This is a genomic window from Oceanobacter kriegii DSM 6294, assembly GCF_000422845.1.
GTDB classification, from domain to species: domain Bacteria; phylum Pseudomonadota; class Gammaproteobacteria; order Pseudomonadales; family Oceanobacteraceae; genus Oceanobacter; species Oceanobacter kriegii.
Genome location: NZ_AUGV01000008.1, coordinates 174,163 through 199,406 on the forward strand (window position 1 = coordinate 174,163; position 25,244 = coordinate 199,406).

Annotated in this window: 22 protein-coding genes; 13 read left to right on the forward strand and 9 right to left on the reverse strand. The window is 57.3% G+C overall.

The window, feature by feature from the left end:
* Positions 1 to 55 precede the first annotated feature (55 nt).
* A complete protein-coding gene (locus G516_RS0107195) occupies positions 56 to 2,209 on the forward strand; it encodes a response regulator (RefSeq protein ID WP_028293072.1) in 2,154 nt (717 codons plus the stop codon).
* A gap of 26 nt (positions 2,210 to 2,235) precedes the next feature.
* Here the strand turns inward: G516_RS0107195 and G516_RS0107200 are convergent, their stop codons facing one another.
* Positions 2,236 to 2,646, reverse strand: a complete 411-nt coding sequence (locus tag G516_RS0107200; RefSeq protein ID WP_028293073.1) for a hypothetical protein — start codon at positions 2,644 to 2,646, stop codon at positions 2,236 to 2,238.
* 171 nt (positions 2,647 to 2,817) lie between these two features.
* On the opposite strand from G516_RS0107200, the gene G516_RS21490 reads away from it, so the two are divergent.
* From G516_RS21490 to G516_RS0107245, 9 genes are all read left to right on the forward strand, one after another.
* Positions 2,818 to 3,963, forward strand: coding sequence for a 1-acyl-sn-glycerol-3-phosphate acyltransferase (locus G516_RS21490; RefSeq protein WP_036535070.1), 1,146 nt, complete (start codon positions 2,818 to 2,820; stop codon positions 3,961 to 3,963).
* Between the two features lie 35 nt (positions 3,964 to 3,998).
* A complete protein-coding gene (locus G516_RS0107210; protein WP_028293074.1) occupies positions 3,999 to 5,159 on the forward strand; it encodes a hypothetical protein in 1,161 nt (386 codons plus the stop codon).
* Between the two features lie 162 nt (positions 5,160 to 5,321).
* Complete coding sequence (locus G516_RS21495; protein WP_084644929.1) at positions 5,322 to 6,875, forward strand: TolC family protein; 1,554 nt, start codon at positions 5,322 to 5,324, stop codon at positions 6,873 to 6,875.
* Between the two features lies 1 nt (position 6,876).
* Positions 6,877 to 8,172: an efflux RND transporter periplasmic adaptor subunit gene (locus G516_RS21500; RefSeq protein ID WP_051219041.1), complete on the forward strand. Its 1,296-nt coding sequence runs from the start codon at positions 6,877 to 6,879 to the stop codon at positions 8,170 to 8,172.
* Entirely contained in the window at positions 8,172 to 11,348 is a 3,177-nt protein-coding gene (locus G516_RS0107225; RefSeq protein ID WP_028293075.1) for an efflux RND transporter permease subunit, read from the forward strand. Before G516_RS21500 ends, G516_RS0107225 begins: the two co-directional genes overlap by 1 nt.
* Positions 11,342 to 12,013 (forward strand): response regulator transcription factor, encoded by a 672-nt coding sequence (locus G516_RS0107230; RefSeq protein WP_028293076.1) that lies wholly within the window; start codon positions 11,342 to 11,344, stop codon positions 12,011 to 12,013. The genes G516_RS0107225 and G516_RS0107230 overlap by 7 nt, the downstream gene beginning before the upstream one ends.
* Positions 12,014 to 12,026: 13 nt before the next feature.
* Positions 12,027 to 13,499, forward strand: a complete 1,473-nt coding sequence (locus G516_RS0107235) for a sensor histidine kinase (protein ID WP_028293077.1) — start codon at positions 12,027 to 12,029, stop codon at positions 13,497 to 13,499.
* A gap of 81 nt (positions 13,500 to 13,580) precedes the next feature.
* A complete protein-coding gene (locus tag G516_RS0107240; RefSeq protein ID WP_028293078.1) occupies positions 13,581 to 14,447 on the forward strand; it encodes a cation diffusion facilitator family transporter in 867 nt (288 codons plus the stop codon).
* A gap of 113 nt (positions 14,448 to 14,560) precedes the next feature.
* On the forward strand, positions 14,561 to 15,559 hold the full coding sequence (locus G516_RS0107245) for a hypothetical protein (RefSeq protein WP_028293079.1): 999 nt from the start codon (positions 14,561 to 14,563) through the stop codon (positions 15,557 to 15,559).
* Positions 15,560 to 15,562: 3 nt separating this feature from the next.
* On the opposite strand, the gene G516_RS0107250 is transcribed toward G516_RS0107245, so the two are convergent.
* The 5 genes from G516_RS0107250 to G516_RS21505 all read right to left on the reverse strand — a co-directional run bounded on the left by G516_RS0107250 (position 15,563) and on the right by G516_RS21505 (position 19,478).
* Positions 15,563 to 16,171 (reverse strand): alpha-ketoglutarate-dependent dioxygenase AlkB family protein, encoded by a 609-nt coding sequence (locus G516_RS0107250; protein ID WP_028293080.1) that lies wholly within the window; start codon positions 16,169 to 16,171, stop codon positions 15,563 to 15,565.
* 12 nt (positions 16,172 to 16,183) lie between these two features.
* Complete coding sequence (gene cysK / locus G516_RS0107255) at positions 16,184 to 17,131, reverse strand: cysteine synthase A (RefSeq protein WP_028293081.1); 948 nt, start codon at positions 17,129 to 17,131, stop codon at positions 16,184 to 16,186.
* 91 nt (positions 17,132 to 17,222) lie between these two features.
* On the reverse strand, positions 17,223 to 18,110 hold the full coding sequence (locus tag G516_RS0107260; RefSeq protein WP_028293082.1) for an acyltransferase: 888 nt from the start codon (positions 18,108 to 18,110) through the stop codon (positions 17,223 to 17,225).
* 65 nt (positions 18,111 to 18,175) lie between these two features.
* Positions 18,176 to 18,601, reverse strand: a complete 426-nt coding sequence (locus tag G516_RS0107265) for a PilZ domain-containing protein (RefSeq protein WP_028293083.1) — start codon at positions 18,599 to 18,601, stop codon at positions 18,176 to 18,178.
* Position 18,602: 1 nt separating this feature from the next.
* Positions 18,603 to 19,478: a glucosaminidase domain-containing protein gene (locus G516_RS21505; protein WP_051219042.1), complete on the reverse strand. Its 876-nt coding sequence runs from the start codon at positions 19,476 to 19,478 to the stop codon at positions 18,603 to 18,605.
* Between the two features lie 158 nt (positions 19,479 to 19,636).
* On the opposite strand from G516_RS21505, the gene G516_RS21510 reads away from it, so the two are divergent.
* Complete coding sequence (locus G516_RS21510; protein ID WP_051219043.1) at positions 19,637 to 20,551, forward strand: GGDEF domain-containing protein; 915 nt, start codon at positions 19,637 to 19,639, stop codon at positions 20,549 to 20,551.
* Positions 20,552 to 20,674: 123 nt separating this feature from the next.
* Here the strand turns inward: G516_RS21510 and G516_RS0107280 are convergent, their stop codons facing one another.
* Positions 20,675 to 21,385 (reverse strand): GNAT family N-acetyltransferase, encoded by a 711-nt coding sequence (locus G516_RS0107280; protein ID WP_211225078.1) that lies wholly within the window; start codon positions 21,383 to 21,385, stop codon positions 20,675 to 20,677.
* A 154-nt stretch (positions 21,386 to 21,539) separates the two neighbouring features.
* On the opposite strand from G516_RS0107280, the gene G516_RS0107285 reads away from it, so the two are divergent.
* On the forward strand, positions 21,540 to 22,313 hold the full coding sequence (locus G516_RS0107285; protein ID WP_028293085.1) for a hypothetical protein: 774 nt from the start codon (positions 21,540 to 21,542) through the stop codon (positions 22,311 to 22,313).
* Here the strand turns inward: G516_RS0107285 and G516_RS23795 are convergent.
* On the reverse strand, positions 22,310 to 22,930 hold the full coding sequence (locus tag G516_RS23795; RefSeq protein WP_051219044.1) for a redoxin domain-containing protein: 621 nt from the start codon (positions 22,928 to 22,930) through the stop codon (positions 22,310 to 22,312). The two genes, G516_RS0107285 and G516_RS23795, sit on opposite strands and share 4 nt — an antisense overlap.
* A complete protein-coding gene (gene hemN / locus G516_RS0107295) occupies positions 22,899 to 24,308 on the reverse strand; it encodes an oxygen-independent coproporphyrinogen III oxidase (RefSeq protein ID WP_028293086.1) in 1,410 nt (469 codons plus the stop codon). The genes G516_RS23795 and hemN overlap by 32 nt, the downstream gene beginning before the upstream one ends.
* A gap of 269 nt (positions 24,309 to 24,577) precedes the next feature.
* Between hemN and G516_RS0107300 the strand changes: the two genes are divergently transcribed.
* Entirely contained in the window at positions 24,578 to 25,240 is a 663-nt protein-coding gene (locus G516_RS0107300) for a TetR/AcrR family transcriptional regulator (protein ID WP_028293087.1), read from the forward strand.
* Positions 25,241 to 25,244 lie beyond the last annotated feature (4 nt).

The following is a 25,244-nucleotide window of genomic DNA, read 5'->3' on the forward strand; positions in this document are numbered from 1 at the left end:
CGGGCCAATACGATGACCCGAAAGGCCGCCAACCGGAGCGCAAACATCGGACGTTATGGCAGACCTATTTACCTATCAATGGCTACAGGCGTTGTTCATTCTGGTTGTGGCCGGCATGTTTCTGATGCTGTTGTCGGCCCTGCGAGTGACGCGGGCAGAAAACAACCGCCTCAAGCGCGCCAACCGCAGTCGCAATTTGTGGTGGTGGCAACACCCCGACGTACTGGTCAGTCTGGACAGTCGCGGCCGGGTGGTGGAAGCCAACCGCCCCTTCTTTGATCACGATCTTGCTCCCGAATCCGAATTTGCCATTCTGTTCCCGGTGGCATTGCGTCAGCAGTTCTTGCAAGCGCTGGAAACCACATTGGCCGGTGGCGACGCCGGGGTTCTGGAATTTGAGCTGCCGGAATTGGAGGCCAGTGGCCGGATTCGGCTGAGCCGGGACACCAGTAAACCCGGCTACGTGATGATGTTCATTCAGGACACCAGCGAACGGTTTGAGGAGTTGCAGCAACTGCGCCAGGACAAACTGGCGGCCGAGCAATCGAATAACGCCAAAAGCCGCTTTCTGGCTAATATGAGTCACGAAATCCGCACTCCTATGACCGGCTTGCTGGGCATGGTGTCATTGATGGAACAGACGCCGCTGGACGAAGAGCAACAGGGTTATCAGCGGGTGATTCACAGCTCCTCCGAACACCTGTTAGCGATCATCAACGACATTCTCGATATCTCCAAAATCGACGCTGGCAAACTCAGCATCGAGCAGGAAGAATTTGATCTCCACGAACTGGTGCAAAGCCTACTGGACATGGTCTCAGCCAAGGCGCAGGAAAAGCGTCTGACGCTGCAATCCTTTGTGGATGACAAGCTGCCGCAACAACTGATTGGCGATCCGATGCGAATTCGCCAAATCCTGATGAACTACCTCAACAACGCCATCAAATTCACCGAGCAAGGCCATGTGCTGTTGCGAGCGGTGCTGGTGCGCGATCACGACAGCAACGTTGCCATCCGGTTTTCGGTCGAAGACACCGGCATTGGCATTGGTGCCAGTCGCGCGGTGGCACTGTTTGAAGAGTACAGCTTTGCTCATGGCCGCATTTCCACCGAAGCGGGCGGAACCGGTTTGGGGCTGAGTATTTGCCAACGCCTGGCGAAGCTGATGGATGGCAAGGTCGGCGTGGTCAGCACCCCGGGCTCGGGCTCGAATTTCTGGTTTGATGTGAGCTTGCCTGTGGCATTTCGGGCCGATGTGCCACGACCATCGGAGCCGGGCAGTGTCAGCGGTGATATGTGGATCTGTGACGATCAACGTGTGCATCGCACCTTGCTGGCATCGGTGGCCCGTAGCATGAACATGCTGGCGCGTGAATTCAGCAGTACGGCCAAGGTGCTGGAAGCGCTGCAACAGAATCCGCCGCCAGCGTTACTGGTGATGTCGCAGCAATGCTGGCGCGAGAGCGACGACAACTTCCGGCTGCAGTTACGTCAGCGTCGCTTGCTGGTGGCGATGACCTCCTCGGATGGCATCTGGGAGCCGCGGGACGTGTTGCTGCAACAGGGCATTCGAGCCTGTTGGGAATGGCCAATGAGTCAGGCCAACGTCAAATCGCTACTGCGACGGCTGCTGGTGGCCGCGCCAGAGCAGTTGATTACCCGCGTTCATCTGTTCAATGGCGGTGAGCGCAGTACTTCTTCGCCAGCGGCAGAGCCCGGTATGGCCATGCAGAAATCACTGCCGCTGGATCAGCCGCAGCAGGCACTCGTGCCGCATTCGGCTGCGCCTGTATCAGACGCCGGGCTGCTGGAAGGCTGTCGGGTGTTGCTGGCGGAAGACAATCCGGTCAACCAGAAGGTTGCCAGCCAGATGCTCAAACGCCTCGGTTGTGAGGTTGAACTGGCGGTGGATGGTTTGCAGGCGGTTGCGATAACCGCCGAGCAGTCGTTCGATCTGGTGTTGATGGACTGCCATATGCCGAACATGGATGGCCTCGAAGCCAGCCGCAAGATTCGCCAGCGGGAACAACAACAGGATCAGTCGCCGCTATTGATCGTGGCGCTGTCAGCCGATGTGATGGCCGACCGCAAAGGCGCTTGTGAAGCAGCCGGGATGAACGGCTATTTGGCCAAGCCTATTCGGCTGGAAGACCTCAAGCGTGAGCTGCCGGTGTTTTTGGCAGCCCATAATCCCCGTAACAATCGCTGAAGCGGGTCGCTTTAAAGTACGCTGATTTACAGCACGCTGCCGTAAGGAATAAAGCGGTTGTCGGTCAGTTTCTTGATGGCCTTGATCTGATCTTTGGGCACCGGTGTGCCACGCTTTTTCAACATGCGGAAGACCCAGATGGCCGGGTTCTTGTCGGCCAGTTGCCAGTCGTCCAGCTGTTGCTCGGCCAGTACGTAAAACAGCGCAATGTTCCACAGCGTCTGGTCGTCCAGCTCGCCCCAGCCGTCCGCCCATTGTTCTTCGTTTAATTGCGTCCACAGCTTGGCCTGTTGCAGCAGGGCGGCGTCGAGGGCGCTTTCATTGATTGAAGGCTCGGCGCTGTCGCTGTTAACCAGAGCCGCAGGCAGTTGCTGTAACTGGTCGGCTTTGGGAAGGGAGGCGTTGCTGGCGCTGGCCGGTTGCCATTGTTCAATCATGGGAGTTCTCTCAACAGGACGGTTGCAGGCTATGTGGGGGCAAAAGCCCGACTTTTAAAGAGGCTGCGGTCAATTTCAGCCGACACGGTAACACAGTCCTGAATTTGCCTTAAGGCGGCCAACTCAGGCATCATCCCCGCCGCCGATGACTACCCAGACCCTGAACCCTCCATGCAAGATTTATACGCCGACATCCGCCCTTATCAGGACAGCGAAGTTGCTGCCGTTCTCGACCGCATTTGTCAGTCCGACACCGTTCACCGCGCGCTGTTGAAGTATCGTTTGCCGCTGCTGCCAGGCTGGCTGCGTGAGTTGATGTTGCCGCTGGCCAAACGGGTGCTGATCAAGCAAATGGCCGATGTCCACACGGTGCAGGATTTCCAGATCTGGATGGAAAACTGGATTGGCCGCTTGTTGGCCAAAACCGCCACCGATGTGGTGGTGCGTGGTCTGGATCAAATGAACCCGCAACAAGGGCACCTGTGGATATCCAACCACCGTGATATCGCCATGGACCCGACCCTGATCAACTACTCGTTGCACAACGCAGGTTGGCCAACCAGTCGCATTGCCATCGGCGACAACCTGCTCAGTCACCCGGATGTGGGCGACGTGATGCGCTTGAACAAGTCTTTCATTGTTAAACGAAACATTACCAACAAGCGTGAGAAACTGGCGGCTTTGCAACAGCTGTCGAACTACATTCGCCATACCCTCGATGAGCAGGAATCGGTGTGGATTGCCCAGCGTGAAGGGCGCGCCAAAAACGCCATCGACATGACCGACACTGCGGTGCTGAAAATGATGGCGCTGCACGGCCGTGAGCGGAAGGAAAGCTTTGCCGAGAGTATGGGCCACTTGCGTCCGGTGCCGGTATGCATTCAATACGAATGGGACCCTTGTGATGTGATGAAGGCCCGTGAACTGGTCGCCAAGGCCCGTTACGGTACCTACAGCAAGGAAGAAGGCGAAGATACCCGCAGCCTGCTGACCGGCATTACCGGCAACAAGGGTGTGATTCACATCGACTTTGGCCGGCCGCTGACGGACGAGGAAATGGCCAGCGCCGACGTGATGGCCGCCGCCATTGACCAGCAGCTGCGTGACATGACTGAAATATTACCCGTGCATCATGCGGCGCTGGGGTTGTTGCAGCGGCAGTTTGACTGTCACACCGACCTGCCTGCGGAAGCCGTCAGTGCGGAACTCGAACAACAAATGCGCGACCGCTTTGAATCCGAAGAACGTGACGTTCAGAAACAGGTGCTGCTGGCTTACGCCATGCCAATTCTGTTGCAACACGGACGTTCTGAATAACCGAATTGACCGCGCCCCGGGCGCAACGGAACACCATGTCTGCAATCATCAAACGGCTGTTAGGGCTAACCCTGTTGGCCAGCACGGCTCTGACTCTTGTTGCCTGCCAGGGGCTGGGTCGTCATTGGGATGACGAAACCACCACACTCTACATCGACTACTACAAACAGCAGTGCGATGACGAAGACAGCAGCCTGTGTTTCCGCATTCGGGAAGATGAAGACGACAGTTGGGAAGTGGCGGATGTGCCGTTTTCCAACTTTGATGATTTCCAATGGGGCTACCGTTACACCGCCACGGTGACCATTTCCTATGACGACAGCGGCGACCCGGACAGCTACAGCTTCGACAGCACGCAGTCGATGGAAGCGGTGAGCGCCAGTGAAGAAGCTTTCTCTCTGACTCTCTACACCAACACCGGCATTCTTTACGCCCTTGACGACAGCAGCTGGAACCTGGGTGGCGAAATCGACTTCGACTGCAGTGCCAGCAGCAGCTGTGAGGCGCTGGATGCGGCGGTGGCCAACAGCTACGAAACCGAGCTGCAATTTGTGGTGGATGGCAGTGGCGGCATTGCCCTCGACAGTGTGATTTGTGCCGCTGCCGAAGACGACTACGCCAGCGACTGCGAAGGCGAAACCGATGTGTCCTGGTACATTGCTCCGGTAATGAGCGACTGCGGTTTGTCGGAAGCCATGTTGTGTCAGCTGTTCAAGGTGAATGCATCCGGCGATTACGAGCTGCTGCAACTGGAAGACGGCATCAGCAACTGGAGTTTCAGCTGGGGTTACCGTTACCACATTGATGTGGTCAAAACCGTCAGCAACGGCGGCATCATCACGGCCGTCGACCTTGATGAGGACGACGACAGCCCGGACGACCGCTTTGGCTCCTCCTACAAATTCCGCATTGTGCTACGCGCCAGTGCCTTGCCGTCGCAAAACAGCAACTTCACCCTTTACGACACCATTGCCCTCGACTGCGAACAGTACTCCCAGTGCGACGACATCGAAGACGTGGTGGAAGACTACGAAGACGATGACGACCGCGCCGAGCGTTACCTGCTGGTGCGGGTTTACGTGGACGACGATGGTAGCCTGATTGCCGATCGGGTGGATTGTGAAGACGAAACCACGCTGGATGCCTTCCGCAGTTGCGTTGAAGACGACTACGACGATGTAAACTGGATGTTCTGAACAATTCCCTGGGCTCGTTTCCGAAGGACATTTACCGCTACAATTCTTTACTCCAATCGGTGGCCAGACGGCCGATTGGCAGCCGTTTGGAGACAGCGGTTAACCCGCTGTTAACCGCTTTGTAAGATAATATCGCCCTTATCATCAGGTGGAGTTTTCAGAATGCCGATCCGGCCCGTCCCGCTGTCTGCTATCCCATGTACCCGGAGTGCCCTTACCACACCGTACACGCGTTCCCAAACGCAGGCCGCCGGTCGTCGTGCGTCCTTGCTGATGGCTGCCGCTGCGGTGCTGCTGTCCGGTTGTTCGGCCTTGTCCGGCTCGCAGCAAAGCGATAAGCAAGCACTGTTGGATGAGCGCAATGCCCTTCGCCAATGGCAAGTCGATACGGGCCAATGGCAGGTAGACAGCGCTGCTGCTTCGGAAACCACAGATACCACCAACACCAGCCTGCTGGATTTACTCGGCTCCGATCAACTGGAACAACTGGTTGACGCCAGCCTGAGCGCCAACCCGGGCTTGCAGCAAAGCTGGTTCACCTTGCGACAGCTTCAGGCTCAGCGTCTGGGCACTCGTGCCAGCCAGCTCCCCTCTGCAGATGTCTCCTTCCAGGGCTCCCGCTCTGAAAACAACGGCAACAGCTTTACCAGTTCTCTCAATGTCAGTTGGGAGCTGGACCTGTGGGCCAAACTGGCCGACAGCAACAGCGCTGCCGAGCTGGACGTTGCCGAACAACTGGCGGTGTGGCAGCAAACCCGCGACACGCTGGTGGCCGAAGTGATGCAGGGTTGGCTCAACCTGATCAATCTGAACAACAGCATTCGCCTGCAACAACTGCGTCTGGACGCCCTGCGCAAAAACGAACAGGCCATTGTGCAGCGTTACAAGGCCGGTATTGGCTCGCTGGACGACCTCGACAGTGCCCGTACATCGCTGGCCAGTGGTGAGGCAACGCTGGCCAACAACCACTATCAGTTGAAAGAAGCCTGGCGTGCCCTGCGTACTTTGCTAGGTACCGCCGACAACCAGCAACTGGTCGCACTGGGGTTGGGCAATCCGGAGGCAATGCCAGAAAACTATCCACAGGTGCGCATGCCGCTGGTCGACTTGCCTGAGCAAACTTTGGCTCGTCGTCCTGACCTGAAAGCCGCCTGGAATGCCTATCAGGCGTCCAGCAAGCGCGTCGACATTGCCTACAAGGACATGCTGCCGAGCATCAGTCTGTCGGCATCGCTGAGTGACTCTGGCTCAACGCCGGGATCGTCGCTGTTTACTGACCCAGTCTGGTCGCTGGTCGGCCAGCTGACCCAACCGCTGTTTCAGGGCGGCCAGCTCAAAGCCGCGGCCAATGCCGCTGAGTTCAGTGCGGCGGCATCGGCGCAGTCTTACCGCGATACCTTACTGACTGCCGTCAGCGAAGTGGAAAACGCCCTCGATAACGAGAAAGCGCTGGCGATGCGGGAAGACGCGATCGAGCGTGCGTTAGGCACTGCCAAAAGTAACGAAGCCCGCTACCTGCGTCGTTACCGTTCCGGTTTGGCGACCTTGCTGGAACTGATCTCGGTGCAGCAATCCCGCTACGATCTGGAAGATAACCTGAACAGCTTGCGTTACGAGCGTCTGAGTAATCGTATCGCGCTGGGATTGGCCCTTGGCTTGCCGGGCATTACCAACGAATCCATGACCCCTTCAGCAACCCCGTCGGAGACCCGCTGACATGAGTGACAACACCTCCACTTCCTACAAACGCGCTGCCATTGGTATTGCAGCGGCGCTGATTTTTGTAGCGGGCGCAGCGGTTTATACCCTCAGTCAAATGGGACCTTCCGGAGGTCGCCCGGGTGCTCCTGGCTCAGCAAGCTCTGGCGCCGCGGGATCAGCCTCTGCCAATAACCAGAACCCTGCAGCGGGCCAGGCCCGTAAGGCCGACCTGGCTGCTGCGTCTTCCACCCGCGTGGTGCAAGCCCGCCGTGGTACCTATCAGGCCAGCCTGAGCGGTTATGGCTCGGCCGAATCCCACTACGAACTGGCGCTGACCGCACGGGTTGGTGGCGTGGTGGAAGGCTTGTCGGCCAGTTTTGAGTCGGGCGAACTGATCAAAAAAGGCAGCTTGTTGGCCCAGCTGGAAAACAGCAGTTATCTGGCTGCGGTAGCGGCGGCCGAGCAGTCCGTAGCGGATGCCAAGGTGACCTTGCTGGAAGAAGAACGCGAAGTCGAGCAGGCCCAAACCGAATGGAAAGCGGCTGGCCTATCCGGTGACCCGGATTCGCCGTTGCTGCTGCGCGAACCGCAATTGGCGGCTGCTCGTGCGGCATTGAAAAACGCCGAAGCCGAGCTGGTATCGGCCCGCAAGGAACTGCAATGGACCCGTCTGACCGCACCGTTTGATGCGCTGGTGGTCACGCGTGACCTGATGCCGGGGGCCTACGTCAGTGCCGGTGGTGCAGTTGCGACCCTGTACAGCACCGACAAGGTGGAAATTGCGGTAGCGCTGTCCGAGCGTGAATGGGCCATGCTGCCGTCCGAAGCTGACATGCAGAAGCAGCACTGGCCCGTCGTTCTGACATCGGTGGAATCACGCGGCCAATGGCAAGGATATGTCAGCCGGGTCGAAAAGCATCTGGATGAAGAAACCCGCCAACGTTCGTTGATTGTGGCGGTGGATAAGCCGCTGCAACAAACCCCGGCGTTGCAGCCTGGCACCTTTGTGAAAATGACCATCGAAGGCAAGCCGGTGGATAACGTCTGGAAACTGCCAACCTCGGCGCTGAGCCAGCGCGGTTACATCTGGTACCTGAACGAGCAGCAGCAACTGCAAAGCCAGCTGGCGGATGTGTTGTTCAGCGATGCCAGCTCCATCTATGTGCAAGTGCCAGAGGGTCTGGCTGCTGAGCAACTGGTGGTGATGCAGCCATTGTCCAGCTACGCCGAAGGTGCGCTGGTCAGCCCGCGCATTGTGGCCGATGGCGACAGCGGTCTGATCAAGGATTCCAGTGACGGAGCAGCCAACTGATGAGCACTCCGCAGCATTCTAATGGCGTTGGCGGCGGCATCATTGGCTGGTTCGCCCACAACCCGGTGGCGGCCAACCTGCTGCTGCTGTTGGTGATTGCGCTGGGCTTGTTCCAGATGGGCGATATTCGCCGCGAAGCCTTCCCCAGCCTTGAGCCGGATTCGATCTCCATTTCGGTGAGCTACAACAGCGGTTCTGCCGAGCAGTCGGAAGAAGGCATTGCCATCAAGATCGAAGAAGCCCTGCAAGGGGTGTTGGGGGTGGAATCGGTCACCTCCACCTCCAGTACGACCGGTGCCTCGATTACGGTTGAACGCCAGAACGGCTACGACCTCAATGAACTGATGCGCGACGTGCGTGCCGCGGTGGATGGTATTTCCAGCTTTCCCGCTGATGCCAAAAATCCGGTGATATCCAAAGGCCAGCGGGAAGAACACGCGCTCTGGATTCAGCTGTACGGCGATGTGGATCGTCATACCTTGCAGATGTTCGGGACCGAACTGAAATCCGACTTGCTGGCCCAGAGCAATATCACCAGCGTCAGCGAAACCGGCTGGCGTGATCCGCAAATGGTGATCGAAGTCGATGAAGGCCGTTTGCAAGCCTATGGCCTGACGCTGTCCGACGTTGAAGACGCGATCAACGCCGGTTCAACCTCCAGCATGACGGCGGTGCTGAAAAGCGAGCAGCTGTATTTGCAATTGCAGGCCTCTGAACAAGCTTACGAAACCACCGATTTTGCCAGTATCCCGCTGATCAGCTTGCAGTCCGGCCAGCAACTGTTGCTGGGCGATGTTGCCAGTATTCGTGATACCTACGACGACAGCAGCGCGGTGCTGGCGCGCTTTCAGGGCAAAAACAGCATTGCCTTGCAGGTGATCACCACCGGTCAGGACGACATTGCCGACACCGTAGTGGCGGCTCAGGCGGTGGTGCAGGAGTGGATCGACGATGGTCGTTTGCCGCAGTCGGTGCAGCTGGAAACCTGGAACGACCGCAGTGAATCCATTCAGAGCCGATTGGAATTGCTGGTGAAAAACGCCGCCACCGGCATCTTGCTGGTGTTCTTGCTGTTGGCCTTGTTCCTTAACCTGAAAGTGGCCTTCTGGGTGGCTGCCGGTTTGCCGTTTATTTTCTTCGGCACCCTGTATTTCATGGGTGATAACTGGACGGGCCTGTCGCTTAACTACCTCACCACCTTCGGTTTTATCATGGCGCTGGGGATCGTGGTCGACGACGCTGTGGTGGTCGGCGAAAGTATTTATACCGAACGCAGTCGTCACGGCGACACCGTTAACAACACCGTACGTGGCACCATGCGCGTGGCAGTACCGACCCTGTTCGGGGTGCTGACCACGGTGGCAGCGTTTGGCGCATTGGCCAATGTCGAAGGCCGCATGGGCGAAATCTACAGCCAGTTTGCCGGCATCGTAGCCATTTGTTTGCTGCTGTCGCTGGTGGAATCCAAACTGATCCTGCCATCGCATCTGGCCCACCTGAACACCCATCGTCACGGTGCCCAAAACCCGCTGGCGCGTGGCTGGGCCAAGGTCCAGAACGGCTGTGACGCTGGCCTGCAATGGTTTGGCGAGCGCCTTTACAAGCCGGTGATCGACTTCGCTCTGCTGAACCGCTACGCCATGGTGGTGCTGTTTATCGGCATCTTCGTGCTGGTGATTGGTATGCCATTCACCGGCGCGGTACGCATGAGTTTCTTCCCGGAAATCCAGGGCGATACCGTACGTGCCAGCCTGACCATGGAGCAGGATGCCAGCTATGGCCTGACCCACAGCCACCTGATTGAGCTGGAACAGCAAGCCTACGAGGTGGATAAAAAACTCGGCGGTGACGGCATTGCCTATTTGCAGGTGATTTCCGAGTCTGATCAGTCCGGCAATATCCGGGTGGAACTTCGCCCTGACGCGCCGTACACCCTGGTCGATTTCAGCAACGCCTGGAAGAAAATGGCCGGTACACCGGAAGGTGTGCGCAGCCTCAAGATCCAGTCTCGTCGTGACGATGTATCGGCGTTTCGGGTTGAACTGCGTGCCAGTGCCGATGACGTGCTGACGGCTTCTGGTGATGCCTTCCGCGAAGCCCTGATGCAGATTCCGGGTGTCAGCGGTGTCGAAGACAACCTTGATCCGACCCAGCCGCAGGTGAGTCTGAAGCTTAATGCCCAGGGTGAAGCACTGGGCTTCACCACCGGTATGCTGGCCGAACAGGTGTTGCAGGCGTTCAGTGGTCAGGTGGTGCAGCGTTACCAGCGCGGTGCCGATGAAATTGAAGTGAAGGTGCGTTATCCGGAAGCGGATCGTCAGAATCCGGCCGACGTACTGGCCGCTCGGGTTCGTACGTCTGACGGCACCGTGGTACCGCTGTCGGCGGTGGCGACCATCAGCTACGGCTACTCCCGTAATGCCATTGCCCGTATTGATGGCAAACGCGCGGTGTACATGACGGCGGACGTCGACAAGGATCAGATCAGCTCCAATGAGCTGGTTAACCTGCTGCAAACCGAACTGGTACCGCAGCTGAAGAAAAGTTACCCCGGCCTGGATATTCACTTTGCCGGTGAAGCAGAAGAGCAGGAAGAAGCCCAGAGCAGCATGATTGGCCTGTCGTTGCTGGCGCTGTTGATCATCTACATGTTGCTGGCGATTCCGCTGAAGTCCTACGTGCAGCCAGTGATCATCATGACGGCGATTCCGTTTGGCATTGTTGGCGCTATTCTGGGTCACTGGGCCTTTGATATTGCGCTGGGTATTCAGTCGTTCAACGGCATCATTGCTCTTAGCGGTGTGGTGGTTAACGACAGCCTGTTGCTGGTATCCCGTTACAACGACCTGAAGCACAGCGACGGCTTTGAAAACACCTCTGCCGGTCGTAAGGCGGCGATCAATACCGCCTGTCGCGACCGTTTGCGAGCGGTACTGTTAACCTCGTTCACCACCTTTGCCGGTTTGATGCCACTGTTGGCAGAAACCGATATTCAGGCCCAGTTCCTGATTCCGGCAGCGGTATCGGTGGGCTGCGGCATTATGTTTGCCACTGTGATTACGCTGGTTTTGATCCCGTCCCTGATGGCGATTCAGGACGACGGCGACCGCGGCCTGGGCAAACTCAAGCGCCGCCTGTTCAAGCAATCGGAAGGTCAGGAGAGCGCCCCATGCTGAATGTGTTGTTGGTGGAAGACGATCTCGATCTGGCCAGCACCCTGATCGACTATTTGTCGCTGGAAGACATCGAATGCGACCACGCCAGCAATGGCGTGGCTGGCTTGAATCTGATGAATGAAAACCAGTACGACGTACTGTTGCTGGATCTCAACCTGCCGCGTCTGGACGGCTTGAGCGTGTGCGAACGTTTGCGTCAGGGCGGTGACAATACACCGATTCTGATGCTGACCGCCCGCGACCAGCTCGACGACAAGATCGAAGGCTTTCAGGCCGGTACCGACGACTATCTGGTCAAACCCTTTGAAATGCAGGAGTTGGTGGTGCGGGTTGTGGCACTGTCGCGCCGTCGTAGTGGTCAGGTGACCCGCCTCAGCTGCGGTGATCTGGTGATGGATCTGGACGGCCGTACGGTACAACGGGCAGGTGAGCATGTGCATCTGTCGCCGACCGGCTGGAAACTGCTCGAAGCCTTGCTGCGGGCGTCCCCGGCGGTGGTCAGTCGCGAAGCCTTGGCACGTGCGGTGTGGGGCGATGATCAGCCCGACAGCAACAGTCTGAAAGTGCATTTGTTTAACCTGCGCAAGGCCGTCGACCGCGATGGCCTGCCTGCCATGATTCAGACCCGCTCCGGTCAGGGCGTGGCGATTGTGGCGGCCTCGTAAGGCGGAGTTGTTGATGACCTTTCCCCGTTTCCGGTTACGCCTGAAAACCCTACTGATTGCAGCCTTCCTGTCGCTCGGAATCCTGCTGGCGGTGGGCTATTCGATGTTGACCGCGGACTACATGATCCGCGGTATGGACGTGGTGCTGAGCCGTGATATGGAAGCCACCGTCCGGCATTTGGCCCAGCGTGGCATGCTCAGAAGCGGCCCGTTTGGCGGCTATTACCTGGCCGATGAATGGGAAGACTTGCCGGAAAGCATTCGTCAGCACTTCGACAAGCAACCCAAGGGTAAGGGCTCCATCCACAAAGCCGAAGTGAAGGACGTTACCGGACGCCCGGAAATGCTCTACTTCGTGATGATTTACCCGGTCAGTAAACGCTTTACCGAACGCGACTTTGGCCGCTTCGGCGGTGATCCCAGCCAGTTTGAAGGCGACGAGCGCGGCAATGGTAACGGAGACCGCGACGCCGACCGAGACAGAGACGGCGAACGGGACAAGGACCGCTCGGCAGAGCGTAAGGACGACAAGAACGTCTGGTACATCGCTACTACCTTCCGACGCCCGCACGAGCGCAGCATTGTGTCGCATCAGCTGGAAGACAGCCGCCGGGATATCTGGATTGTCGGCGGAGCTTCCATTGCCATTGTGCTGCTGATTGCGTTCTTGCTTTATAGCCTGGTGGCTCGCCCGGCCGGTCGTCTGGTGAACTGGACCCGCAAACTCGATTCCCACGATCTGAAGCAGCCGGTGCCGGACTTTGGCTATACCGAGTTGAACGAATTGGCCTCGCTGGTGCACGGCAGTGTCTGTCGTATGCACGAGACGCTGGAGCGGGAAAAGGCTTTCCTGCGTTTTGCCAGCCACGAACTGCGCACGCCGATTGCTGTGGTGCGTAACAACACCGAACTGCTGTCGAAAATGGCCGCCCGTGGCATCGACCTTCACGACGATCGGGTGGTGGCAACCTTGCACCGTCTGGAGCGTGCTGGCATCACCATGTCGCAGCTGACCGAAACCTTGCTGTGGCTGAGCCGCGACGACATTTCCCAGTTGCCACGAAAGCAGCTGTCACCGGGCTTGCTGGCCCGACAGCTGACCGAAGAACTGGCGTTCCTGCTGAACAACAAGCAGGTAGAGGTAGTGGTTGAGGTGGACGACAACTGGACCGCAGAATTCCCGGCCACGCCGCTGCGGATTGTGTTGGGCAACCTGATTCGTAACGCCTTCCAGCACACCTGGGAAGGGCGGGTCGAAATCCGCCAGCAGGGCGGCACCATGCATATCGACAACTTTGAGCAACGCACGGCCGACAGCGACAGTCAGGATGACATCGAAGAGCAGAAGCAGGATCGCGGCGATCAGGGCTTTGGCCTGGGCTTGCAGCTGACCCAGCAACTGACCGACCGTTTGGGCTGGCGCTACAGCAATCAGGCGGAGCAGGATGGTCACCGGGTTTGCCTGGTACTGGACGCGTCAGAATAACATCTGTCGCTTCGCCAACCCCTTCGCTACAGTTGTTATAGCCCGTCTGGCATACTGACTGGCAGTCGATGGGGATAATCTATGACAACACAGCCACATGCTGTTCTGATCAAGCGCGCTGCTACGGCCTCGATTGTGGTGGCGACGACCTTGCTGATTGCCAAGCTGGCGGCCTGGTACGCCAGTGACTCCACCTCGGTGTTGTCTTCTTTACTGGATTCCCTGATGGACATCGCCGCCTCGGTGGTGAACTTCTTTGCCATTCGCTACGCGTTGATGCCCGCCGATGACGATCACCCATTCGGGCATACCAAGGCCGAGGGACTGGCGGCGCTGATTCAATCGGCGTTTATTCTGGGTTCGGCCGCCGCTTTGCTGATTTACGTGGTCGACCGCTTGTTGAATCCCCAACCTTTGGCAGCCCTGCCAGAAAGCATTGGCGTGATGGTCTTTTCAGCGCTGCTGACGACCGCGCTGGTGATGTATCAGCGCTGGGTTGCCAGAGTCACCCATTCTCTGGCGATCAAAGCCGATTCTGCCCATTACTACGGCGATATTCTGACCAGTCTGGCGGTAGTTGTGGCCTTGATAGCCGCCTGGTTTGAACAGTTTTGGCTCGATCCACTGGTGGCCTTACTGATTGCCGGTGTGCTGCTGCACAGCGTGTACGAAATCATCCGGGAGGCACTGGCAGTACTGATGGATCAGGCGATGCTACCGGAAGACGAGCAGGCGCTGAATGCGTTGATTCATAGTATTGACGGGGTACAAGGGTTCCACGATCTGAAAACCCGTCAGGCCGGTGCCGTGCAATTTATTCAGTTTCACCTCGACCTCAAGGGCGACCAAAGCCTGTACCGTGCCCATCAAATTGGTGAGCAGGTAGAAGCCGCCATTGTGGCGCAATTCCCCCGCGCCGAGGTGCTGATTCACCATGACCCGGTCTGACCGCTGATATGCGCTGGCTATCTGCTTTGCAGCTGTTGCCGTTGCTTCATGCCCGCGGTGTTGTCGTGGGGCTTTGCCTGTCTGGCTGGTTACTGAGTCCGACGGCTATAGCTTTGAGCCTGTCGCAACCAACCCCGGTGTATCGTCAGGCCATTGCGGTGCCTATGAGCCCGGTGCAACAAGAAGCAGACGAGTCGGACTCGCTGGATGCCGACGCCTCCAACAGCGACGATCAATACTCGGAAAACCAGCCCATCGATGCCAGTGATGGCATGGTGAACCGTTCACGCAAATGGCTGGCGGGCTATCTGGATAACCTGTCTGGGGATATCGATTCGTTTTTTGTGGATACCTTCTTCAGTGAAGACATTCTTGAAGATGACGTCGGTGGAAGTCGCGCCAAACTGTCGTTTTATACCCGCCGGGAAGCGGGGCAGCCGGTAGATTACAAGTTCGGTGTCAGCGTCAATCTGGAGCTGCCCCGCATCAGTGAGCGGCTGAACCTGCTGTTGGAATCCAGTGACGAAGAAGCCCGCGAGGCAGACCCGCTGGAAAGTGTGGAAAACAATAACTACTCGGCGGCGCTGCGGTTTATTTTCCGCGAAACCGACCGCTGGAAAACCAGCCTGGATTCCGGAGTGCGCTGGGGCATGCCGCCAGACCCGTTTACCCGTTTTCGGGCCCGTCGCTATGCCTGGTTTTCCGAGTGGGAAATGAAGGCCACGCAAACCCTCTACTGGTACAGCTCGAAAGGCTGGGGGGAAGACACCAGCGTGCAGCTGAACTACCCGCTGAATATCGAAAAGCTGTTTCGGATTAACGCCAAGGCGGGCTATTTGCTCGACGACGATTTCTTCAAGCTCAGTTACAGCGCCAGCTTGTACCACGAGCTCAGTTCCAAAGCGGCACTGGCCTATGTCGCTGGTGCCTCAGGGGATACCGAGCTGACGCCGACCTTCTATTCCTACACCGCCAGCCTGCGCTATCGCCGCAAGTTGTATCAGGACTGGGTGTTTGGGGAAATCTCGCCGGAACTGATCTGGGAACGCGACAGCAACTACGAAACCACTCCGGTGATCATGTTCCGCATTGAGACGGTGATATCGCGCTAAACCTTAAACCGCAGCCGTGTCTTGAATCAGTTGCCGAAAGGTCAGGTTGATACGGGCCGATGCGATTCCCGCACGCTTCGGCAGGGCATGTTGCCAGCGTGACTGCATACCGGCTTTCATCACCAGCACCGAACCATGTGACAGCGGCAGCTTGGCAAACATGCGAGTCTCGCCTTTCTTGCGCAGGGCAAAATCGCGCTCGGCACCCAACGTCATGGATACCACCACAGGCGCAGGCCCCAGTTCGGCCTCGTCGTCGCTGTGCCAGCCCATGCTGTCGTTGCCATCGCGGTACAGATTGCACAGCACTGAATTGTTATTCAGCCCCAGTGCCTGATTAAGCTGCTGATTCAGTTGTTGCAGTACGGGATGCCACGGCAGGGTATGGAGGGTTTTACCGGAGTAGGTATAGGCCAGACCGGCATCGCCGAGCCAGCATTGCAGACGCGGAATCCGGTGCTCCTTGCCGTACACCGTGATGGTATCGCTGTGCCAGGGCAGTTGCTGATGGAGAATATCGAACAGCGGATCGGGTTGAATAACGGCGGCTGGATAGAAATCCAGCTCGCCGTCCAGCAGGGATTCGCCATTGTGCAGATGCAACATCGACATGGCGTTACCCGCTTACTTGTCGAAGAAGCCTTCGAACAGTGGAGAGGTCAGGTAGCGTTCGCCGGAGTCCGGCAGCACAACAACGATTTTCTTGTCGGCAAATTCCGGTTCGGCGGCCAGACGCAGGGCTGCGGTCATGGCGGCACCACAGGAAATACCAGCCAGAATGCCTTCTTCAGACATCAGGCGGTGGGCCATTTCCATGGATTCTTCGTTGCTGACCTGTTCAACGCGGTCAATCACGCTGAGGTCGAGGTTACCCGGAATGAAGTTGGCGCCGATGCCCTGGATCTTGTGCGGTCCCGGCGTCAGGTCTTCGCCAGCGCGTTTCTGGGTGATGATTGGTGAGGCCGCCGGTTCAACCGCTACCGAGGTAATGGCCTTGTGCTGTTTGATGTAGCGGGAGGTACCGGAAATGGTGCCGCCGGTGCCAACGCCTGCAACCAGTACGTCAACTTCGCCGTCGGTGTCGTTCCAGATTTCCGGGCCCGTGGTTTTTTCGTGAATGGCCGGGTTGGCCGGGTTCTCGAACTGTTGCAGCAGGATGCGGTTTTCCGGGTCTTCGGCCAGCAGTTCAGCGGCTTTATCCACAGCACCTTTCATGCCTTTGGCGCCTTCGGTCAGTACAAGGTTAGCGCCCAGAGCCATCATTACCTTGCGGCGCTCGATGCTCATGGTTTCTGGCATGGTCAGGGTCACCTTGTAACCGCGAGCGGCACCCACGAAGGACAGTGCAATACCGGTGTTACCGGAGGTTGGCTCAACGATTTCCATACCCGGCTTCAGTTTACCGTCCTGTTCGGCTTGCCAGATCATGTTGGCACCGATGCGGCATTTTACCGAGTGGGCCGGGTTGCGGTTTTCCAGCTTGGCGTAAACGTGGGGGTGATCGGTGATTTTGCTGATGCGAACCAAAGGGGTATTGCCAATCGATTGGCTGATGTCTTCATATACCTTCACGGAAAACTCCTGTATTCAACGGACTCGAACAAATTAGGGCTTTTAGATACACCAATGTTCCAACGAACAATAGTAATTCTCAGTTATTAGCTTATGTGTTCGAGTGATATTTGTCTGCCAGTCGTTCGATCAGCGCGTCTTTCTCTTCCCACAATGTTTGTACCCACTGTTGCACCTGTTCCCGCTCCTGTGGGTTGTTCTGGTAGTCGGCTTTCAGTAGCTCGGCGGGAATATCGAATTCACGGATCTCAATATGGCAGCGACGCATCTTGCCTTGCAGGAACGACCACATGCTCGGAGCGCCGTCGGGGTAGTAGATGGTGACGTCGATCATCGAGTGGAAGGAATCGCCCATCACACTCATGGCAAACGCCAGACCGCCTGCACGGGGTTTCAGCAGGTGCTTGAACGGCGACTGTTGTTCGGCGTGTTTTTCCGGGGTCAGGCGGGTGCCTTCGAGAAAATTCATCACACTGGTGGGCAGGTACTGGAATTTCTCGCAGGAGCGGCGGGTGGTTTCCAGATCCTGGCCCTTTTTCTCAGGGTGCTTTTTCAGGTAGGCCTTGCTGTAGCGCTTCATAAACGGGAAATCGAGCGCCCACCAGGCAAAGCCCATGATAGGTACCCAGATCAGCTCTTGCTTGAGAAAGAATTTCAGCAGTGGAATGCGGTGGTTGAGGCAGTACTGCAACACCATGATGTCGACCCAGCTCTGGTGGTTGCTGACCACAAAATACCAGCCCTTGGGGTTGAGGTTGGCGGGGGCGTTGATGGTCCACTGCGTCGGTTGGGCGTGGCGCATCCAGAAGGAGTTGCATTTGATCCACAGGTCGGCAAAGGCGTTGACCAGCCCACCCAATGGCTTTTCAAACGGACGCAGGGTGAATTTCAGCAAGGCCGCGATGATCAGCATCGGTGCCCAAAAGAATGTGTTCAGCACCAGCAGGATGGCCGCCAGCAGTCCCGTAAGTAATGACATGGGTGTTTCTTCTTGTTGGTCGGGAGTTTAAAAGAGCGGCATAAAACCGCAGCTGGCCAACGGGGTCAAGGGCTCACCGCGCCGTCCAGTATGGCGGTGCGGGCATTGGTTGCATGAACGCCCCCACGGCTGTGCTCCAGCGTGGCAAGCAAGCGTGACAGCATGATTTCAGCACTGGCCCGGGCTTGCTCGGGAATTTTCTCGAAATTGAAATGCAGGCCGTAGATAAAATCGCCGTCCCGCAGGCTCTGGCGCACAATCCGGGCAGGAATGTGGCGCAGGCTGTGGTCACGGTTGCCAACACTGAGCCGCACCGACTGACCGGAACGGAATTTCAGTGGCGACAGCACCGCGATACCGCCCTTGGCGATATCGATGGCGATGGCACGATTGGGGGAGCGCCACCCTCCCAACAGGGTTTTCAGCTGCATTTCGACTTGCAGCGGAGCGGCGTCGTAACGTTTGGAGAAGCGGCGTTCCCGTGAGTCCAAATTAACCTTCCTTCGCGGTGCCCTGGATGTCCGCGAGCATTGTCGGATCAAGCTTGTCTAATTTGTTATAGCTGATCATGCTGCGAATTTCCTTCACGTACTCCATCCGGCGCTCGGAATAGTTGATCAGGCCGGCGGCCAGATTCAAACCGGTGGCGTAGCCCTGTTTCTTGATTTCCTTGGCGCGCAGGTCACGCAGGTCGTCGTAGGTGTAGTGACGATTCAGGTTCAGGATGTAGCTGCGCACGGAGTCCATCGGGTGGTCGAAATCGGCCACTTCGTGAACGGCACCGTCGTTACGCTGTTGCGGTACCAGGCCACAGCCTTTGACGTAACACCACTGGCCGAAGTAGTTGTTGCCCTGCTTGGCAAAGCGGGAGGTGCCCCAGGCACTTTCGTTGGCACCCTGAGCCAGTACCAGTGACGCCGGAATCACCTGCACACGCTTAAGCAGTTCACTGCGCGCGTCTTGCGGGGACAGTTTTTCATCAATGCGGTACTTCTCCATCAAGTCGGTGATGGCCTGGCTGGCGCCTTTGTCCGGGTTCCAGCTCTCAATCACGCTGCGTTCTGCCAGGACTTCGCGGTTGGCGCGTTTCACCAGGTTGTAGAGGAAGTCGAAGAAGGTTTTTTTCTTCTGTTTTACGTCCGTAATGCTGGCGAAGTCGGGCACCGCTGGCAGCTCTTTGCTGACGTTGCGAACCTTGGGCTTGGCGGCAGCAGCTTCTTGCTTGGCTTTATTGGTTTGAGCAGCTGCTTGTTCGTTGTTGCTGGCCGCTTCGTCTTTGCTGTCGCAAGCGCTCAGGCTGAGTGATGCCGCCGCAATCAGAGGTAAAAGAATACGCTTGCGCGGTCGATATTGGGTAAGTGACATCATGATTGAACGCTCCCTGATGGTTCTGATGGCCAGCACCGGGACGATCCGGGCTGACGCTATTTTGTCGGTGACGATTTATACGTTAGGGTGACAGAAAATAATACGCCGTCGTCAGTATGGCCCGAATTTCGTGCGCTTTCCGCTAATAAGGTTCCCTTATGGATCAACCTCTTACTGTTTTGTTGGCCGATACCAGTCTGGTTCGGCAGGCGTTTATCGGGGATTTGTTCCCATCGGCTTGCCGTTTGATCAACCTGACCTCGTTGGCGGAACTGGAAGACTGTTTGCTGAACGGCGAATTTCAGCCCGATGTATTGATGCTGTCATCGGCGCTTCCGGGGTTGGATATGGGGCAGTTTATGGGGCGCTGGCAGCACCAGTTGCAGCGCTCGGATGCGGATCTTGTCGTGATAGGGCCGGACGATGCGGTGCTCGAAACCCAAGCATTGGTGTCGGGGGCGTCGCTGTACTTGCCGTTGCCTTTGAACACCGGGCTGGTGGAAGCCCGGCTGGGCGTGTTGCTGCAAAAACGCACCCGCATCAGCACGCTGGAGGCCTTGTCGGTGACGGATGGTCTGACGGGGATTGCCAACCGTCGCCGCTTCGACGAGGTGTTCTCTCGTGAATGGCGCTGGGCCCAGCGTCACGGCCAGGGCATTGGTGTCTTGATGCTCGATTTGGACGCCTTCAAGGGCTACAACGATACCCTCGGGCATCCGGCCGGAGACAAGGTACTGCGACGCATTGCCAGTATTCTGAATGGTCAGGTCAATCGTTCCCACGATCTGGTGGCACGCTACGGCGGTGAGGAATTTGCGGTGATTTTACCGGCCACCGATCAACACGGGGTTGAGGTCGTCGCCCAGCGCATGCTGAATGCGGTGCGGATGGCGCGTATGCCGCACCCGCAATCCCCATGCAGTGAATACGTTAGCGTCAGCATCGGTAGCAGCTGGCAGCAACCGCAGTTGCGGGATCGGATGGAAGCGCTGCTGGAAGACGCTGATCAGGCCTTGTATCACGCCAAGGAAACGGGCAGAAACCGTATTTGTTCAGCAGCAGCGGTAGAGTAAGAAGAGCAGACTAGCGGCTGTCAGAAAAACAGCTATCAAGATAACGACTATCAATAAAACAACAAAGGCCCCGTTTTGCCAGTCAGCAGCAAATCGGGGCCTTTGTTTTCTGGCTGTTGTGTATCAGCCTTCGGTTTTGGCGAAGTGACGCAGGTAGCGTTGGTTGATGTCGTCACGATTCAGCAGAATCAGCGCATCGGCGACGTTGAAGTCCTTGTCCAGGAACGGCTCACCACACACTTTTACACCAATGCGCAGGTAGGCTTTCAGCAGTGGCGGCACCAGACGGGCACCGTCCATGTCGGTGTCGATGGTCGGCATATGCACACGTGGCTCGGCACGCAGGTGCTCTGGGGTGTAATGCTTTTCGCGCAGGTGGTTGATGATGGCAACCGCACGGCTGTAACCATCGTTCAGCGGAATGCTGGCGCAGCCCATCAGGAAGTCAATGTTGTGGGCTGACATAAACTGGGCAATACCAGACCACAGCAAGCCAATCACAGCGCCACTGCGGAAATCCGGATCAACGCAGGTGCGGCCAATTTCCATGTAGGTCTTGCCGGATTCGATGATGTTGCTGAGGTCGAATTCGCTGGCGGAATAGAAGCCACCGGCCTGTTCGGCCAGGTCATTGGTCAGGATGCGGCTGTAACCCACCACCTGGTCGTTGTTCACGTCCTTGACGATCAGGTGCAAACACACATCGTCGAAACGGTCGCGATCGATACCGGCTTCACCGCTGTCGATTTTGGCGCCCATGCCTTCAGCAAATACACGGTAGCGCAGTTCCAGCGCCTGACGAATTTCGATGGGGTCCTGCGTGATTCGGGCCACGAGGGGTGCGTCATTCTGGACGGCACGCTGAGGAGCAGTGGCTTGTTGCATGTGAGTACCTGACTGTTGAAATTATCCGGCCGAATGTACTGGTGAGCTATGACATTTGGGTGACATAGCGGGCATTTGGCTCAGGAGGCGCTATGGTATTGATATGGACAGTATTCGTGAACCTTTGTTACAAAAATATTTCCCGGTGATGGCGGATCAGGGCGTGAAATCGCGCCCGATTTCCCGACGCCACGATACTGCTGTTGCTAAATTGATCAGTGGTCCGGGCAATCCAGGTAACACCATTCAACACCGCTGGCAGCGGTGCTGGATAGGACTGTGTTTGTTGTGCTCACTGTGCTTCACAACGGCCGCACATGGCTGGACCGCGCCGCCTGATCAGCCGTCATTGTCACCGCAAACCGTGGATGCGCTGTTGACACGGGTCACCGCCGAGCAAGCGATGCTGTGGCAAGAGCTGCATTTTCCGTTAACGATGGCGCGGGACGATGGCAGCCAGCAAGCGCAGCTGTTGCAGGTGCTGATGGATGAAGGGGTCGTAACCCGGCGGGCTGCGGTGGAGCAGCGCAAGCGGGAAGGCGGAGGCTCGCGGATTGAAGCGATCTGGCATTATCGGTTGTCGCAAACCGCAGACTGGCGACTGCTGCCACATGGCCGAGAGCTGGTGTATGGCCGTCCGGCGATCAAGCAGGTGATCTCGGTGTCTCCGGCGTACTGGGTCGACGATGCCTGGTATGCCGAAGTGATTGTGGAATGGTACGTGGCCGATTTGGCCGAGTGGGCCAAGCACCCGAGGTTCCGTCAGCTGCGACTGTTCCGCCGCAGCTATGAGTCGTTCGACAAACCCTTCACCCGAGCGGTGAATCTGCAATTTACCGAACAGGGCTGGGTCATCTGGCGGGGTATGCCGGGTTAGCCGAGCCAATCCTGCAAGCGCATCAGCTTGATGCGCAACCAAAGTCCCACTGGTGTGGTCAGACCGCGGTCGGCAAAGCGAATTTGACCGTTGGCGTCGACCAGATAGTAACTTGGGTAACCATCGATTCTGAGCGATTCTCGCAGCGCGTTGTGATCCAGAACCACCGGGTGCTGGAAATCAATCGATTCAACCATTTCCGCCACTTCGGACTTTTCCTGCCAGTCCATGGCAATAGCGATCAGCTGGGTCTGGTCGTCCAGCGCCATGTCCAGACCCGGCATACTGACCTTGCAGATAGAGCACCAGGGAGCAAAGGCATACACCAGAGTGACGGGTTGTTGATACGACCGTTGCGACGCCTGAATAGTCTGATGCAACGTCAGTCCATGAGGTGCCGGATTGTCATCGGGATTGAGGAATTCCACAGGGGCGTCGGGCAGCGGGGTACCGCTGTCGAGCATATGGCGGCTGAGCCATAGACTCAGCACCACCATCAACAGCACCAGAATCAGTGCTTCGATGCCCCAGCGCATGGGGCGCGGCAAGCGTGACCAGGCGCTGGAATGGGCTTGCGGTACAGGTTCAGATTGCTTTGGAGAATCGTTGTTGCTCATGCTGGTGCAGGTACTCGTCGAATGCCATACAGGCATTACGCACCAGTAGCCGGCCTTTGTCACGTATCCGCACGCCTTGGGCGCTGATGTCGACCAGTTGATCCTCCACCATTGGCTGCAGTCGGCTCAGGCTGTCGGCCAGAAACTGGCGGCTGTCGATGCCAAAGCGCTGGTCGATGACATCAAAGTCCACTTGCAGGTGGCAGAGCAGCTCGGTGATGACATAACGAATCACCTTGTCATCGGCGCTGGCTTGCAAGTGTTTCATGGTCGGCAGATAGCCTGCCGCGACGGCACTCTCGTATTCGTTCATGACCACCTGATTTTGCAGATAGTAGTCGCCAATCTGGCTGATGGATGAAACACCAAAACCAATCAGATCGCATTGGGCGTGCGTGGTATAGCCCTGAAAGTTGCGGTGCAGCTGGCCTGCGGCCTGGGCAACGGCCAGCTCGTCGTCAGGCAGGGCAAAGTGATCCATGCCAACGTAGTGGTAGCCTGCGTCGGTCAGCTTCTGGATGGAATGGCCCAGAATTGCCAGTTTTTCCTGTGCTGATGGCAGGTCATCGCCGTTGATGCGGCGCTGTGGTTTGAAGCGTTCCGGCAGGTGAGCGTAGTTGAACACCGACAAACGGTCGGGCCGCATGGCGATAATGGCATCCAGCGTTTCGTCAAAGCTGGCCAGTGTTTGATGAGGCAGCCCGTAGATGAGGTCGATGTTGATGGAACGGAAGCCGAGAGCACGGGCTTCGGCCATCACGCTTTCAATCATTTCCCGTGGCTGAATGCGGTTCACTGCGGCCTGCACCTTATGCACCAGATCCTGTACGCCGTAGCTGATGCGGTTGAAGCCAAGCTTGCGCAGTAACACCAGCGTGCCGGTGCGAAGTTCCCGCGGGTCGATTTCGATGGAAAAGTCGGCGTTTTTGGCGCGGCTGAAGGTAAACAGGTTTTTCAGGTAGTTGACCAGTTCTTCCAGTTCTTCGTCGCTGAGGAAGGTGGGGGTGCCGCCACCCAGATGCAGTTGCTCTACTTCCGCGACTGGCTGCGTTCCATGCTGGCTCAGCAGGTCGTACTTGGCGCGGATTTCCTGTTTCAGCAGTTGCAGGTAGGGCGCGGCCTTGCTGGTGTTTTTGGTCACAATCTTGTTGCAGCCGCAGTAGTAGCAAACATGGCGGCAGAACGGGATGTGCAGGTACAGCGACAGCGGCCGTGATGGGTCACGGGCAGCAAAGGCCTGACGCTCAATGGCATCACGCTGCTCGGTCTGTGCGCTGACAGGCTGGAACTCAACCGCGGTCGGGTACGAGGTGTAGCGCGGGCCCGGGCGGTTATAACGTTGGATCAACAAAGGGTCCCAGCATACCTGTTCTGTCATGGTGCTAACTCACTGCCTTGATAGTTGGTCTGACCATTTTACGTGGCTGCGATAGGACCAGAATTGCCCTGTATCAAGGGTTGTCGTAGAGCTTTGGGATAACGAACGTATAAAAGCGTCGATCAATAGACAAAAAATGGTGATTGGCCTTGATTTCAGCGGCCTCGGGAGTAATCTCGAAAAATTGTAGAACAATGATGTTCTGGCGGATTCAGGGGTACAAGGAGCTGTTTACCTCGTCCGCGCCGAGAGCAACGACAGGAGCCGTCATGCCCAAAAAACCTTTCACTCCGGAAGAAATTGCCTTCCAGCGTGAGCGCATAATGGATAGCGCCGCGACCGTCATGTCCCAACTGGGATTCCATTATCTGTCCATGCGCAAACTGGCCGCAGAACTGGATATGACGGCCAGCAATATCTACAACTATTTCCCCAGCAAGGAATCCCTGTTACTGCACATTCGACGCCGTGGCTTTGAGTTGCTGTTCGAGCAAACCCGCCTGACGTCGATGGATTCCAGCGACTCTCTTGATGCCCTGTACCGTTTGACGGCACAGCTGGTGGCGTTTGCCGGTGAACGTGCTGGTTATTATCAGCTGATGTTCCAGCCGCCGGTTATCAAGCCGGGCCAGAGTGACGACCGCGACGACAACGCGGTAATGAACCTGGATCGTTTGGTCGAAGAATGGCAGCAGCATGTTCAGAGTTTGCTGAGTGATGCGGTGGATGCCATGCAGCAGAAGCCGGACGCCGAGCGTCGTCGCCTGACCTTGTATTTCCTGACCGCCATTCATGGCCTGATCGACAGTTATCATCACCGTTCCTTGCCGCTGCTGCTGGAAGGTGTCGATCTGATCCCGCAAGACATGGTGCAAACCCACACCGAGTGGTTGATTCAGGCCATTGAAACCCGGGTGGCTGCGACCGCTTGATTAC